Genomic DNA, 14,295 nt, shown 5'->3' on the forward strand with positions numbered 1-14,295 from the left:
CGCATCAGATTGCTACTTTACATTGGCTGCAGCAAATAATAAGCACAGGTGCTCACAAAATCCCGCAAATAGGGAATAGACCGAATCACAGGCAATTGTCGGACAGGTTTTATACCAAACTTAAACTCATAAATTGGATTGATTAAATACAACTGTTTGCGTACGATGCGATAGCCTTGTTTTTTGATAATACTTTCCAGGCGTTCAATGGAAATCCCTGTGGATTTAACCTGCAGCAGTTCTTGAATCGTACTTTCCCGTTCGCCGCACCAGCGCAATACGTTGGGATACAGTTTCCCGGGAAGCAAATGCAGGTATGGAAACAAACTCAGCCATTTGTGTTCGCAAATTTGCTGATGGCCACCATGAGGCATATACCAGGGAGGAAAGCCTATGAACAGCAGTCCCTGGGGACGAAGAAACTGTTTTAACTGGCCTAACAGGCGTTCCTGATCAGGAATATGTTCTATCACATCCTTGAGCAATATCAGATCAAAGCCACTATCACTGATGTTTTCAGGTTGAATATGATAAATATCCGCACAATGCAGACTCAACTGTCCGGCATCCAGATAGGGTTTCAGAAAGCTTTTTGCCAGCTGCAACCGATATTCCACCAGTTCCACGCCTACTGCCCGGCAACCGCGCTGCAAAAAGGGCTTTAGTACGCCTCCTTCTCCACAACCTATTTCCAGCACATGCTGGTTTGTTGCCGGTTCAAAATCTGGCTGCAAAAAGGGCAACACATATTTTTCTGCATTCAGCACCTGCTGCTCAAAACGCAGATTTTCATCCCTGTGATGTGCAAATGCCATAATTATCCGAAACCGCTAAGATACTGATTCCGGGATAGTCTATTTTTGCTGAAAACAATTTTGATGGAAGAGCGTTTGGTTTCGCATCCACAGGATTTTGCAGCCGGAGCTCTGCTGCTGGTCGACAAACCGCTGGGATGGACTTCATTTGACGTGGTGAATAAGTTGAAAAAACTCCTGCATACCAAGGTCGGCCATAGTGGTACGCTCGATCCGCTGGCTACAGGCCTGCTGATTTGCTGCACTGGTAAGAAAACCCGCGAGCTTGCTTCTTTGCAAAAACTTCCTAAAACTTATGCCGGCATTTTCCGGCTGGGTGCCATTACCCCGAGCGACGACCTGGAAACCGAACCCGAAGATCACAGACCCTACGAATTTATCCATGATGCGCTGTTGCATCAGATCGCCGGTGAATTTCTGGGTATTCAAAAACAAGTCCCTCCCTTATATTCAGCTGTGAAGAAACAAGGTATGCCGCTTTACCGCTATGCCCGGCAGGGAGTGCAAGTTGACATTGAGCCCCGTACCATCCAGATTATGCGCTTTGATATTGTGTCTGTTTCCCTGCCTTTCGTGCAGGTGGAAGTCCAGTGCAGCAGCGGCACTTACATTCGTGCCCTGGCAAGGGATTTTGGAAACAGGCTTGGCTGCGGCGCCTATTTGTTTGCCCTGCGCAGGCTGGCTATTGGCCCTTATCGGGTCGAACAGGCTCGCACGATTCAGGAATGGGAAACATATATCAAGCCACTGAAAGATCAGCTGCCCGAAGCTTCTTCTTCCTGAAACAACTGCAAAAAGGTTTGGTAATGATGATTTGAAAACAGCACAAAATACACTTCTTCAATCTTGTCGTGGGTTTGCAACCATTCCTTTACCGTCCGGATGGCTATTCTGCTGGCTTCTTCAAACGGATAACCGTAGGCACCCGTGCTGATAGCCGGAAAGGCAATCTGCTTCAAACCATGATCAGCAGCCAATTGCAGGCTGTGCCGATAGCAGGAAGCCAGTAACTCCGCTTCCCCATGTTTCCCACCCCGCCACACCGGCCCCACAGCATGGATCACATACCGGGCAGGTAACCGAAAACCAGGCGTGATGCGAGCCTCACCCGTAGGACATCCTCCTATTTTCCTGCAGGCTTCCAGCAGTTCGGGACCCGCTGCCCGATGAATGGCACCATCCACCCCACCACCACCTAACAAACTGCTGTTGGCCGCATTCACAATCGCATCGACCTGCAAGCGGGTGATATCGCCTTGAACGACATGTATCTTAGCCATATGCCTCAGGTATTTTAAAGCTTCTTCCCTGACCCCAAAGTCCAAGCCACACAGTAGGAACGCTGGATTTGATATCTGACTATCAATTCCACCTGCAAAGGTACCAATCGAGCCATCATTTCACCGGGAGGACCCACATGAAACGGCAGCAGCCTGATATCACGCCTGAAATCGATGCCTCCCAGTCCGTACCATTTGTACACGGCTTCCTTGGCCGCCCAGCATATCGTTAGCTGCAGCAACCGCCGACGTTTTTCCAGCCAGCTTAGTTCTTCCGGAGAAAGAAATTTGGGTGCAATGCGCTCCACCACCGGATTTTTATGTTCAATATCTACCCCAACAGGCACGCGATCACTGATCAGGGCTGCTACATAATCCCGGCTATGGGCAATGGAAAAAAAATATTGATGCCCCGGAACTACCGGCTTCCGCGAAGGTAAAATGGCAATCTGCTCCAGAGGGAAAGATGGGCATAGCCGGGTAAGCAAATAACGCCCGGCAATATGCTGCAGGCGTTTGTGGGGATGGGTAATCTCTCGGCTTAGCGATACATGTGGAAGAAAAAATTGCTCATCCTCGGTGATATGCCAGATACCCAAGCGTGCATGCCCTTCCAGCCGAATGTTTTCAATCAGCGGCATAACAATCCCACAATTATAATATTTTTGCGAGATATCCTGTTGATAGCGGAAATACATCCCAAACGTATATGATTCTTTCCGACAAACGCATTCTGGAAGAAATTGAAAAAGGCAACATTGTTATCGAGCCTTTTCATCGGGAATATCTGGGCAGCAATTCCTATGATGTACATCTGGGCAAATACCTGGCCGTGTATCGGGATCATGAACTGGATGCAAAAAAACACAATCAGATTGAGGAAATTGAAATACCTGAGGAAGGTTATGTATTGCAACCGGGCATTCTGTACCTCGGCGTAACCCAGGAATACACGGAAACACATGCATTCGTGCCTTTTCTGGAAGGGAAATCATCCACCGGCAGGCTGGGCATTCATATCCATGCAACAGCAGGTAAAGGCGATGTGGGATTTTGTAACACCTGGACGCTGGAAATATCTGTTGTACAACCTGTGCGTGTTTATGCAGGCATGCCCATCGGTCAGCTCATCTATTTCCCGGTTGATGGAGAAGTGATCAATACTTACAACCGCAAACCCGATGCAAAGTATAACCAACGCACCTATAAGCCCGTGGAAAGCATGATGTGGAAAAATAAATTCTAAACTTAAGACCCCGGCCAGTCTTGATTTTTCTGATTGACAGGACGCATTGAGCGGCTCTTCCCTTCATCATGCATACAAGCAAAAGCAACCATCAACCGATATTTTAAAAGCTGGACACCTGCGCCCGCAAAGGCTTTCGGGAAACAGGCTCTTATAGCTTTTGCAAAAGAAAATATGTTCTTAAAAAACACAAGGCCACTTTTTGTATGGAAGTGGCCTTGTATAGAAAAACACCTTACAGGTGAGCCTGAATTTTCTTTTCAAGCACCGACCGGGGTACAGCTCCGATTTGCCGATCAACTACTTTTCCGTTTTTGATAAACAGAATAGCCGGGATGCTGGTGATATTATATTCCAACGATAGCTGGGGATTATGATCCACATTTACTTTGCCGATTTTTACCTTTCCTTCATAATCACGCGCCAGCTCTTCAATGATAGGACTAATTGCCCGGCAAGGTCCACACCATTCTGCCCAGAAATCAATGACATGGAGCTGATCGGACTGCAGCACTTCTTCTTTGAAATTGGCATCTGTGAGTTCTAAAGCCATAATTCTATGTTTTTAAGATTGTGCAATTTACGAATTTCTGCCGTCCTTATCCGTTCTGAATTGTGACCTGAACGTCAATTTTTGCCTGTTCCAGAAACTGAATCAATTCATCATTCATCTCCACAAGCCTGTTGGCATGCAGTTTTACTTTCATTGTATGCAATTTGTCATCAATCTGTATAAGCAAAGGTGTCTTTCCCGGATAGGTACGCACATGGCGACTGAAAAATTCAATCATCTGCTCATTAATCTCTGCAGGTGTGAGATAAAGCGTAAGGCTTTTGGTGAGTTTGTGTTTGATTTCATCCAGCAAGCAGATCTGCTGTACAAAAAATTCATAATTGCCATTGTAACGCGATTTCACTACTCCCTGGATATACACGCAAAGTCCGGGTTCAAGAAAGGCTTTGAATTTCAGGTAATCATCGCCCAATAAAACGATTTCCGTTTTGGCTGTATAATCTTCCAGTACCAAAGAACCAAATTTATTTCCTTTCTTACTCGTTCGGTGTGCTGCTTCCGCAATAAAGCCAGCTATCCGGAAATTTGTTTCCCTGCCGTTTCCATTGGGTTGCTCGTTGAGTTGTTGTATAAACTGGTTTAATTCTTCTAGTGGGGTGATGGGATAATGCCTGAGTTCAAAACGATAATGATCGAGCGGATGACCTGAAATATAAATCCCGATTACTTCCTTTTCTTTTCCCAGCTGTTCAATCAACGACCAGGGCTGGCAATCCGGCAGTTGCGGAGCGGTTGATTCCACGATTACCTGTTCACCAAACAAGGATGCGGATTGCTGAATGGTAGTTACCTGTTGCTGGGATGCATAGCGGATAATTTTTTCCAGGCCGGTGGTTTGGTCTCGATCAGATTTGTAGAAATACTGTGCCCGGTGCACATCTTTAAAACAATCGAAGGCGCCAGACATAGCCAGGCATTCCAGTGCCTTGCGGTTTACGTGCCGCGTACCAACTCGCCTGACCAGATCAAACACTGAATGAAAAGGACCATGAGCGTGCCGCTCCTGCAAAATCGCTTCTACCACAGCCTCCCCCACCCCTTTGATGCCGGCCAGCCCAAAGCGGATTTCTCCGTTTGTATTCACGGCAAAGCCTTTATCGGATTCATTGATATCGGGACCCAGCACCTTTAATCCCATCCGTTTGCATTCTTCCATGAAAAAGGTAATCTTCTCGATGCTGCTGGCATGATTCAGCACGGCTGCCATATATTCAGCCGGATAATGGGCTTTCAGATAAGCCGTCTGAAAGGCTACAAAAGCATAACAGGTGGCATGTGATTTATTGAAAGCATAAGATGCGAATGCTTCCCAGTCGCTCCAGATTTTTTCACAAATTTTGAGATCATGGCCGTTGCGCTGACAACCTTCTATAAATTTGGTTTTCATTTTGTCGAGCACGGCCTTTTGTTTCTTACCCATGGCCTTGCGCAACGTGTCGGCATCACCTTTGGAAAAGCCGGCCAGCTTCTGGGAAAGCAACATCACCTGTTCCTGATACACCGTAATGCCATAAGTCTCTTTTAGATATTCTTCCATTTCAGGAAGATCGTAGGTAACCGGTTCCAATCCCAGCTTGCGGCGAATGAAATCCGGGATATATTCCAGCGGACCTGGCCGATACAGGGCATTCATGGCTATTAAATCGTCAAACTTATCCGGCTTCAGTTCCCTGAGATATTTCTGCATGCCCGGGCTTTCAAACTGAAAAGTGCCGTTGGTTTCGCCACGTTGATACAATTCATAGGTTTTGGGATCATCCAGTGGGATCTGATCAATATCAATATCCTGATTATGATTTTTCTTGATCATTTCCAGCGCTTGTTTAATGATGCTCAGGGTTTTCAATCCCAGAAAATCCATTTTAATTACGCCGGCATTTTCAATGATACTTCCTTCATATTGGGTAATAAGCAAATCCGTTTCTTTGGAAGTGCAAACCGGTATCAACTCCGTCAGATCAGTAGGAGCGATGATGATGCCAGCCGCATGGATGCCCGTGTTGCGTACCGAGCCTTCCAGGATGGCTGCTTCTTTAAGCACGGATGCTCGCAAGTCGTTGCCTGCAGCTATTTCGCGCAGTTGTTTTACTGCTTCTATTTCCTGAGGCCGCAGCCCTTCTTTCTCCATCAATCCACCGGCTCCTTCCAGTGGGGCCTGCAGCAAGCGCTTGAGGCTGATGCCCGGCCGCTCGGGCACCAACCGAGCCAATGCATTGGCTTCGGGCAACGGCAAATCCAGTACCCGAGCTACATCTTTAATACTCATCCGCGCGGCCATCGTACCATACGTAATGATCTGCGCAACCTGGTTGCGACCGTATTTTTTCACTACATAATCAATTACTTTTTGCCGGCCTTCATCATCAAAGTCGGTATCGATATCAGGCATGCTCTTGCGATCGGGATTCAGGAATCGCTCAAACAGCAAATTGTATTTGATGGGATCAATATTGGTAATACCTATACAGTAAGCCACCACAGAGCCTGCTGCAGATCCGCGCCCCGGACCCACAAACACGCCCAGGTCACGCGCAGCTTTAATAAAATCTGCCACAATCAGAAAATAACCAGCAAAGCCCATCTTCTCAATCGTCTCCAGCTCAAAGTTGATGCGCTGTTCAATTTCAGGCGTAACCTCTGCATATCGTTTTCTTGCGCCTTCATAAGTGAGATGACGAAGATATTGATCCTGCGACAGGAAGCCCTGCGGAAGCGGGAAATGAGGCAATAAGATTTGTCGTTTTAAATCCAGCAACTCAACTTTATCTACGATCTCATTGGTATTATCAATGGCTTCCGGCACATCGGCAAAAAGCCGATTCATTTCTTCAGTCGTCTTCAGATAAAATTGATCATTGTAAAATGCAAAACGCTTGTTGCGAACCACTACATCATCATCGGTAAATTCCTTGATGGCTGGTGTGCTTTTCTTTTCTCCGGTGTTGATGCACAGCAAAATATCATGTGCATTGTAATCGTCCTGATCCACATAATGCGCATCGTTGGTGGCTATGGTTTTTACCTGATATTTTTTCGCCCATTTCAGCAGTACTGCATTCACGCGATCCTGCTCCGGAATACCATGACGCTGCAGTTCAATGTAATAATCATCACCAAAAATATTCAGCCACCAGCGAAATTCCTGTTCTGCTTCCTCTTCTCCTTTCTTCACAATAGCCCGAGGCACAGAAGCTGCCAGACAACAAGTGGTTGCAATCAATCCTTCGTGATATTGTTCTATCAATGATTTATCAATACGTGGATATTTCCCGTACAAACCTTCAATGTAGCCCAGTGAACATAATTTCACCAGATTGCGATAGCCTTGTTCGTTTTTTGCCAATAACACCTGATGAAAACGCTGATCTCTTTCTTCCCGGGTGAATTGACGCTTAAAGCGATTTTCCACAACATAAAACTCACAGCCCACGATAGGTTTAACTTTAAGCCTCTGATCCTGCGGATCATCGGGATGCAGTTTATGTTGATAGGCTTCTGCCACAAACTGAAACACACCAAACATATTACCGTGATCGGTGATAGCCAGTGCCGGCATCTGATCAGCAATCGCTTTCTGGTAAAGCTGGGGAATAGCCGATGCGCCGTCGAGCAATGAATATTGGGTATGTACATGCAAATGTGAAAACCGGGGCATGGCTGAAATACTTTATTTGTGTGAAGAAATACGGATTCTATTTTGCAAAAATCCTATTTCATCCGCAATAATCAAAAACCCAAACACGTTTATGTTTTGACCTGAAATTCAATGATTCACAAATCAATGTTGTTTATATTTGTGTCGTAAACCGTTTCAGAGAATAAAATGAGCTGCATAAAACATTTACATGTGCTTTATCTGGCTGCCATGGCCTGTTTTGTGATGAGCTGTTCTTCTACGCATTATGCTGCAAAACATACACCTATCCGCAAACAGAGCTCATCCACGGCCTCCTTGCAATTTATTGATGATATCCATGTGTATCCGGAGCAAAGCCGTTCAACAGCCTCTTCAGCTTCGCATCAGGTGGGCGAATATGGTATGCAAAGCTATTCATCTTCTGTTACAACAGCCGGATTACAAGAAAAATTTGCACGAATCCTGCATGTGACACCTGCCATGATTAGCAACATTGCGCTTTATCGGTTCATTGACACTTGGCTGGGTACACCCTACAAATATGGCGGTGATGATGAGCAGGGCATCGATTGTTCAGCGTTCGTGCAAAGGCTTTATGATGAGGTCTATCATATTCACCTTGATCGAACGGCTCTCGGCCTTTATCGCATCATGGATTTAATCCGGAATCAGGCTGATCTGCGCGAAGGGGATCTGGTGTTTTTTCATACCGGACATGGCAAACACATTAATCATGTGGGTGTGTATCTGCAAAACCGGTATTTCGTACAGGCTTCCACCAGCAATGGTGTGATCATCAGCAATCTCGATGAACCTTACTGGAAACAACATTATGCTGCAGGTGGCCGAATCAAAGAAACCAATGCACAGGATATGGCCGGAAGATAAAAGCTGGTTAATATCTTCTGCCTGAAAACAAATAACGCAGGACGATCAGCAGATGATGAAAAAAATTGGGTAATACACCATAATGTTTCTGCAAAATCAGATATCGTTCTTTCCAGGCTTTGCGCTGGCGTTGCTTGGATAAGCCACCTGTACGAAAACAGCTGATGACGATACGGGTATGACAAACCGTCTGACATCGCTTTAAGCAAACAATCATCCAATCAATATCTGCACACACATGATACCTGATATCAAAATATGGCGCCAGTTCACGACGCACAATAAAGGACTGGTGCGACACCGTCATGCCATATTTTAAACTTTTCCAGTTAAGCTTCTCCGGCAGCCGGTGAGGTGTAACAGCTGAACGCAAACCTACCGGATTGCCCATGACATCTACAAACATGGTTTCGCCATAATAGGCATCTGCCTGGCTGCAAAATGTAAAGACTTGTTCAATCGTGTTGTTTGCATACAAATAATCATCTGCATTCAGAAACATTACATAATCGCCCGTAGCGAGCCGCAGGCCTTTGTTCATGGCATCATACAAACCTTTGTCTGTTTCAGAAATCCATCTGGAAATCCGATCAGCATATTTGTGAATAATAGAAATAGTTTCATCGGTTGAGCCGCCATCCACAATAATGTATTCAATATGGGGATAAGTTTGTGTGATTACACTTTGAATGGTGCGTTCAATAGATTTACCGGCCTGATAACATACTGTAATGATGGATAATTTAGGTAAATGCGCATTTTCCATATGCCGGAAGATGAAAAGATTTTGGTAAAGATAGTCTGATTCACGTAACCTACCCTTGTGTTCAAAAGCAAAACAAAAATCAATCACACAGAAACAGTACCGATAAGAAAATGTACCGGTGTGGTTGAATGAATTTCATGCAGAAAACGAAGCATGCCTTTTCGCTTTTCATCCGTAAGGGAATAGCTGATGTGCTGCGTGAAATAGGTTTTTACATCAAAATCAGGAAATGAATGTGCAGCTATCACTGCATCCAGATGGCCAGGTTGCAGGCCCAGAGAGGTGGCCTCATCAAATGCCCGAATGAATGCTTCGGGAAGAGGCTTGTTGGCAACCCAGGCTGCAAATACAAAGGGCAGACCGGAATATTCAATCCAGACCTGAGCCAGATCGTATATGTAGGCATGACGATGCCGCAGTTTCAATGCCCGATCGCCTATCACAACGGCAGCCGTTTGGCCCTGAATCTGGTCTTCAAAGCCCGGCTCTGCTGGAATCAACGCAGGATTCAAATGCCAGTATCGCTCCAGCAACAGCCTTGCAAGCCTCACCGAACTTCGGCTTTGATAATCCAAATAAAGCTGCCTGACTTCCGTAATCGGTACATCTGAAAAAATGCATACAGAGGCCACCGGCCCTTCTGCACCTATGCAATAGTTGGAAATCACATAAGCATTGGGTAATTCTGGAATAATGGCCACAGGAATGAGGCCTATATCAATTTCATCGTGAATCAATTGTTGTGCAATTCGGGCAGGATAATCTTCGATGAGCACCATTTGCTTGCGTACGGGATGAGAACGAAATCCATACACCAGCGGACGTGTATTCAAATAACTCACTCCGGCCACACGCCAAATATGGTTGCCATCTTCGGCCCTATCGATCTGTGTTTTTGATTGCTCCATAGCTAAACATTCATTCCGCGCCTGCAAATTTAGCCAACTGCGCCTTACCCGGCCTGTTCTTTTCCGGGTATATGCTTTTTGACGGAAAACTGATAAATAACTTCAAGATGATAGTGCTGTGAATTGTTTTACCGGATGCATGTGCTGAACCTCATGCATTGCATGAACCCGTTTATGTGGATAGGTATCGCCATAGGCTCAGGTTTCGCATAGCATATGCCACGCAATAGCATTGTCTGTGCAGGGCTGTTTACGTTTTTCAATTTCCAGTCGCAAATTAATAGGGCGGATGAGCTTGCTTAATAAGCTGGGTCGAAGCATATCCTACAAATGAAAGGAAAATTAGGGGATTTACAGAAATATTTGATGAATCGCGCGTAATTTTGGCCGCCATGGAGGAAATGCTTTCACCGCTTACGGCCATCTCACCCATCGACGGCCGATATTACCGGGAAGTTCGCATCCTGGGTGAATATTTTTCAGAATACGCCTTGATACGCTACCGGGTTCAGGTAGAAGTACTGTATTTTCTGGCTCTGGCCGATGCGGGCATATTCGATCTTCCGGAAACGGCCAGGCCTGCTTTATTAGCCTTGTTTGAACAGTTTGGTGAAGCCGATGCCCAAGAGGTGAAACTCATCGAACAAACCACCCGGCACGATGTAAAAGCCGTAGAATATTTTGTCAAACAACGACTTGACAGGCTGGGGCTCTCGGCCTACCGCGAATGGGTACATTTTGCCCTGACCTCACAGGATATCAACAATACGGCTATACCGTTGCTCTGGAAAAAAGCTATCGAAGAGCAATACTGGCCTGCCTTGCATGAGCTGGTGGATGCACTGGAACAACGAGCCGAACAGTGGGCCGATGTACCGATGCTGGCCCGTACACACGGACAGCCCGCATCGCCCACCCGCCTGGGTAAGGAAATTCGGGTTTTCATCGAACGATTGCGCGGACAGATGCATTTACTGCAGGCCATTCCCTTCACGGCCAAATTCGGCGGCGCCACCGGCAATTTCAACGCTCATCATGTGGCTTTTCCCGATATCAACTGGGAAGACTTCGCCGATCGCTTCGTGGACGACACCCTGGGGCTGACCCGCATCCGCTATACCACCCAAATCGAGCCTTACGACCACCTGGCAGCCCAATGCGACGCCCTGCGCCGCATCAACAACATCCTGGTTGATTTTTGTCGCGACATCTGGCTCTACATCGCGTTCGATTATTTCCATCAACAGGTAAACGCCGGAGAAGTGGGCTCTTCCGCTATGCCCCACAAAGTGAATCCTATTGACTTTGAAAATGCCGAAGGCAACCTGGGCTGGGCCAATGCCGGCTGGGATCATCTGGCCAACAAGCTGCCCATCTCCCGCCTGCAGCGCGACCTGACCGACTCTACCGTGTTGCGCAACTTAGGCGTGCCCTTCGCACATACCCTGCTGGCCTTTTCTTCCTTACAAAAAGGATGGGCCCGCCTGCAACTGCATGCCGAAAAAATCCACGAGGATCTGGAAAATAACTGGGTAGTGGTGGCCGAAGCCATCCAGACGCTGCTGCGCAAGGCCGGATATCCGGAACCCTATGAACAGCTCAAAGCTCTCACGCGCGGACAAAAGCTCAATCAACAAGCCATCCATCAATTCATTGATCAGCTGCAGATTCCCGCATCATTGAAAAACCAGATGAAACAAATCACACCCTGGAATTACGTGGGTATCATAAAATGAACATGCTTCACTGCAAAGCATCGGGAATATGATGTACATGCGGCTGTTGCCTGGCATCGAATACAATGGCAATCACATCAAAACGCACTTCCCCTTCAAACGGATTTTCTTCAAGATAATGCTGGGCCGCCGTTAATAAATCGGCCTCCTTTTTCGCATGGATGGCGTATTCCGGCCATCCGCCCCGATATCCCCTGCGGGTTTTAACTTCCACAAATACCAGCAATTTATCTTTGCGGGCAATGATATCAATTTCCCGATGCTCATCCCGCCAATTTTGATGCAAAATTTCAAAACCCAGCTTTTCCAGGTATTGCCGGGCCAGCATTTCCCCTTCTTTGCCGGTTTGATGATGTACAGCCAAAGGAATCGTTTAATAAATTTCAGGCTATCGCAATAATAACTTTATTTTTGAACGCATCTGTTAGATCATGAATAAAAAGTTATACCTGTTAACCGGAAAAATCCAGCATTACGACTGGGGTGGATATGAATTCATTCCAAGGCTGCTGCAGATTGAAAATCCCCAGCATAAGCCCTATGCGGAATACTGGCTGGGGGCTCACCCCGCAGCTTCAGCCGAAATACTGGATCAGGATAAACAGTATTCACTTCATGCATACATCCAAAAATATCCCTTTGATACGCTTGGACCAACCGTGTATGAGACATTTGGACAGTTGCCTTATTTGCTGAAAGTCCTGGATGTACGGCATATGTTATCAATACAGGTGCATCCTACCAAAGAGGCTGCCATAGCCGGTTTTGAAAAAGAAGAACAACAAGGCATTCCTTTGCATGCCCCTCACCGTAATTTTAAAGACCGCAACCACAAACCCGAATTGATGGTAGCACTCAGCGATTTCTGGCTATTGCACGGTTTCAGACCTGAAGCCGATTTGCTGGCTACACTGGAGCGGGTACCGGAATTGCTTCCATTGGTCAAACGGTTTCAACAGGCAGGATATCAGGGCCTCTACGAAGAAGTGATGCTGATGGAGGCTGCCCGTGCTGATGCCATGCTGTGGCCGATAGTGAAAGAAGCTACCCGCAGGCTGGAATCAGATCAATGGCCTGACGCGGTGAGTGATCCGGCATACTGGGTTGCCCAGGCTGTAAGGCAACATCCGCCAGGTAAACATCTGGACAAGGGTTTATTTTCATTTTACCTGATGAACATCGTACATCTGCGTCCCGGTGAAGCTATCTTTCAAGGGCCGGGCGTGTTACATGCGTATCTGCGCGGACAGAATGTAGAAATCATGGCCAACTCCGATAATGTGCTTCGGGGTGGCCTTACCCATAAACATGTGGATGTGGCAGAACTGCTGCGTCATGTGCTGGCTGCACCTGTTCACCCCCACATCATCCAACCCACACATATTCCACATGCTGCAGCGGAAGCAGTATATCACACTCCTGTCCCTGATTTCCAGCTCAGCCACATTAGTTTACCTCCCGGACAGCATTTTTCAGTCACCGCCCGTACGACCGAAATTCTGTTGCTGCTCGACGGCCACCTGATCGTCCAGAATTCAGACGAGCTGCTGCTGACAGCCGGCCAAAGTGTGGTGTTGTTTTACGGTGAACAAATTGAATGCATCGCTCAGGGTGAGAAGCCGGCTATGATTTTCAGGGCAACCGTTCCGCCTGAAAACAGGAATTAAATCCTGGCAAAGCGATCAGGAATGCGTTTTGAGCTTATCCTTAAAAACTTTTTCAAATTTTTCCAGCTTGGGCCTGATCACAAACTGGCAATAAGGCTGATCGGGATGACGATTGTAATAATCCCGATGATAATCTTCGGCCGGATAAAAAACAGTAAAGGGTTCAATGGTGGTGACAATGGGTTTATCCCAGGCACCGGAGGCATCCAGGCGTTTTTTGTATTCTTCTGCCAACCTGCGCTGAGTTTCATTGTGATAAAAAATAGCCGAACGATATTGCGTACCAATATCATTGCCTTGTCGGTTGAGCTGAGTAGGATCATGGCTGTACCAGAAAGCTTTCAGTAATTCCTCATAACTGATTTTTTCCGGATCGTAAATGATGTTGCACGCTTCGGCATGGCCAGTAGTACCACTGCATACCATTTCATAAGTAGGATTGGGTACATGACCACCCGTGTAACCCGGAATGACTTCCACTACTCCTTCCAGTTGTTGAAAAAAAGCTTCTGTGCACCAGAAGCAGCCTTCTGCAAAGGTGGCCGTGTCGAGTTGTTTGTGTGATGATGCTGCCATAGAATAGATTTTTTTCGTGTTTGGCTGCCGCGCATCGTTTTGTCCGCATGAAACCAAGCTGTGCAGACTGAAAAATACGATCCAAAGCAGATGAACAGGTTTAAAACAGCTTTTCATGCCATGCTTTTCAATGTACTCATCAATTTACGTTTTATTACCCGAAAAAGTTCGTCACCCTGTTGTTAAAAATTATTTCTATTTA

At 46.5% G+C, this 14,295-nt stretch carries 14 protein-coding genes; 5 read left to right on the top strand and 9 right to left on the bottom strand.

The window, feature by feature from the left end:
• Positions 1 to 17 precede the first annotated feature (17 nt).
• On the bottom strand, positions 18 to 815 hold the full coding sequence (locus BM367_RS01420; RefSeq protein WP_092456689.1) for a class I SAM-dependent methyltransferase: 798 nt from the start codon (positions 813 to 815) through the stop codon (positions 18 to 20).
• A gap of 63 nt (positions 816 to 878) precedes the next feature.
• Here BM367_RS01420 and truB point away from each other — a divergent pair, with 63 nt between their 5' ends.
• On the top strand, positions 879 to 1,598 hold the full coding sequence (gene truB / locus BM367_RS01425; RefSeq protein WP_092456692.1) for a tRNA pseudouridine(55) synthase TruB: 720 nt from the start codon (positions 879 to 881) through the stop codon (positions 1,596 to 1,598).
• Here truB and BM367_RS01430 read toward each other — a convergent pair.
• Entirely contained in the window at positions 1,571 to 2,095 is a 525-nt protein-coding gene (locus tag BM367_RS01430; protein ID WP_092456695.1) for an O-acetyl-ADP-ribose deacetylase, read from the bottom strand. The two genes, truB and BM367_RS01430, sit on opposite strands and share 28 nt — an antisense overlap.
• Positions 2,096 to 2,109: 14 nt before the next feature.
• Positions 2,110 to 2,736 (bottom strand): 4'-phosphopantetheinyl transferase family protein, encoded by a 627-nt coding sequence (locus tag BM367_RS01435; RefSeq protein ID WP_177224064.1) that lies wholly within the window; start codon positions 2,734 to 2,736, stop codon positions 2,110 to 2,112.
• A gap of 68 nt (positions 2,737 to 2,804) precedes the next feature.
• Between BM367_RS01435 and dcd the strand changes: the two genes are divergently transcribed.
• Entirely contained in the window at positions 2,805 to 3,341 is a 537-nt protein-coding gene (gene dcd, locus BM367_RS01440; protein WP_092456701.1) for a dCTP deaminase, read from the top strand.
• Positions 3,342 to 3,576: 235 nt separating this feature from the next.
• Here dcd and trxA read toward each other — a convergent pair whose 3' ends face one another.
• Together trxA and dnaE are read right to left on the bottom strand one after the other, a co-directional pair.
• The gene (trxA, locus tag BM367_RS01450; protein ID WP_092456707.1) at positions 3,577 to 3,894 is read right to left on the bottom strand and encodes a thioredoxin; all 318 of its coding nucleotides are present in this window, start codon (positions 3,892 to 3,894) and stop codon (positions 3,577 to 3,579) included.
• A 46-nt stretch (positions 3,895 to 3,940) separates the two neighbouring features.
• Positions 3,941 to 7,570: a DNA polymerase III subunit alpha gene (dnaE, locus tag BM367_RS01455; RefSeq protein WP_092456710.1), complete on the bottom strand. Its 3,630-nt coding sequence runs from the start codon at positions 7,568 to 7,570 to the stop codon at positions 3,941 to 3,943.
• A 192-nt stretch (positions 7,571 to 7,762) separates the two neighbouring features.
• On the opposite strand from dnaE, the gene BM367_RS01460 reads away from it, so the two are divergent.
• Positions 7,763 to 8,440, top strand: a complete 678-nt coding sequence (locus BM367_RS01460) for a C40 family peptidase (protein WP_177224065.1) — start codon at positions 7,763 to 7,765, stop codon at positions 8,438 to 8,440.
• Between the two features lie 7 nt (positions 8,441 to 8,447).
• Here BM367_RS01460 and BM367_RS01465 read toward each other — a convergent pair whose 3' ends face one another.
• On the bottom strand, positions 8,448 to 9,206 hold the full coding sequence (locus BM367_RS01465; protein WP_092460858.1) for a glycosyltransferase family 2 protein: 759 nt from the start codon (positions 9,204 to 9,206) through the stop codon (positions 8,448 to 8,450).
• A gap of 83 nt (positions 9,207 to 9,289) precedes the next feature.
• Positions 9,290 to 10,114: a menaquinone biosynthetic enzyme MqnA/MqnD family protein gene (locus BM367_RS01470; protein ID WP_092456716.1), complete on the bottom strand. Its 825-nt coding sequence runs from the start codon at positions 10,112 to 10,114 to the stop codon at positions 9,290 to 9,292.
• Between the two features lie 392 nt (positions 10,115 to 10,506).
• On the opposite strand from BM367_RS01470, the gene purB reads away from it, so the two are divergent.
• Positions 10,507 to 11,850 carry an adenylosuccinate lyase gene (gene purB / locus BM367_RS01475; protein WP_092456719.1) on the top strand — a complete coding sequence of 448 codons (1,344 nt, stop codon included), beginning with the start codon at positions 10,507 to 10,509 and terminating at the stop codon, positions 11,848 to 11,850.
• A 7-nt stretch (positions 11,851 to 11,857) separates the two neighbouring features.
• On the opposite strand, the gene BM367_RS01480 is transcribed toward purB, so the two are convergent.
• Positions 11,858 to 12,214: a YraN family protein gene (locus BM367_RS01480; RefSeq protein ID WP_092456722.1), complete on the bottom strand. Its 357-nt coding sequence runs from the start codon at positions 12,212 to 12,214 to the stop codon at positions 11,858 to 11,860.
• A 67-nt stretch (positions 12,215 to 12,281) separates the two neighbouring features.
• Between BM367_RS01480 and manA the strand changes: the two genes are divergently transcribed.
• Complete coding sequence (manA, locus tag BM367_RS01485) at positions 12,282 to 13,517, top strand: mannose-6-phosphate isomerase, class I (RefSeq protein WP_092456725.1); 1,236 nt, start codon at positions 12,282 to 12,284, stop codon at positions 13,515 to 13,517.
• 15 nt (positions 13,518 to 13,532) lie between these two features.
• On the opposite strand, the gene msrA is transcribed toward manA, so the two are convergent.
• Positions 13,533 to 14,093, bottom strand: coding sequence for a peptide-methionine (S)-S-oxide reductase MsrA (msrA, locus tag BM367_RS01490; protein ID WP_092460859.1), 561 nt, complete (start codon positions 14,091 to 14,093; stop codon positions 13,533 to 13,535).
• Positions 14,094 to 14,295: the final 202 nt, after the last annotated feature.

It is taken from the genome of Thermoflavifilum thermophilum, from assembly GCF_900116565.1.
GTDB lineage: Bacteria > Bacteroidota > Bacteroidia > Chitinophagales > Chitinophagaceae > Thermoflavifilum > Thermoflavifilum thermophilum.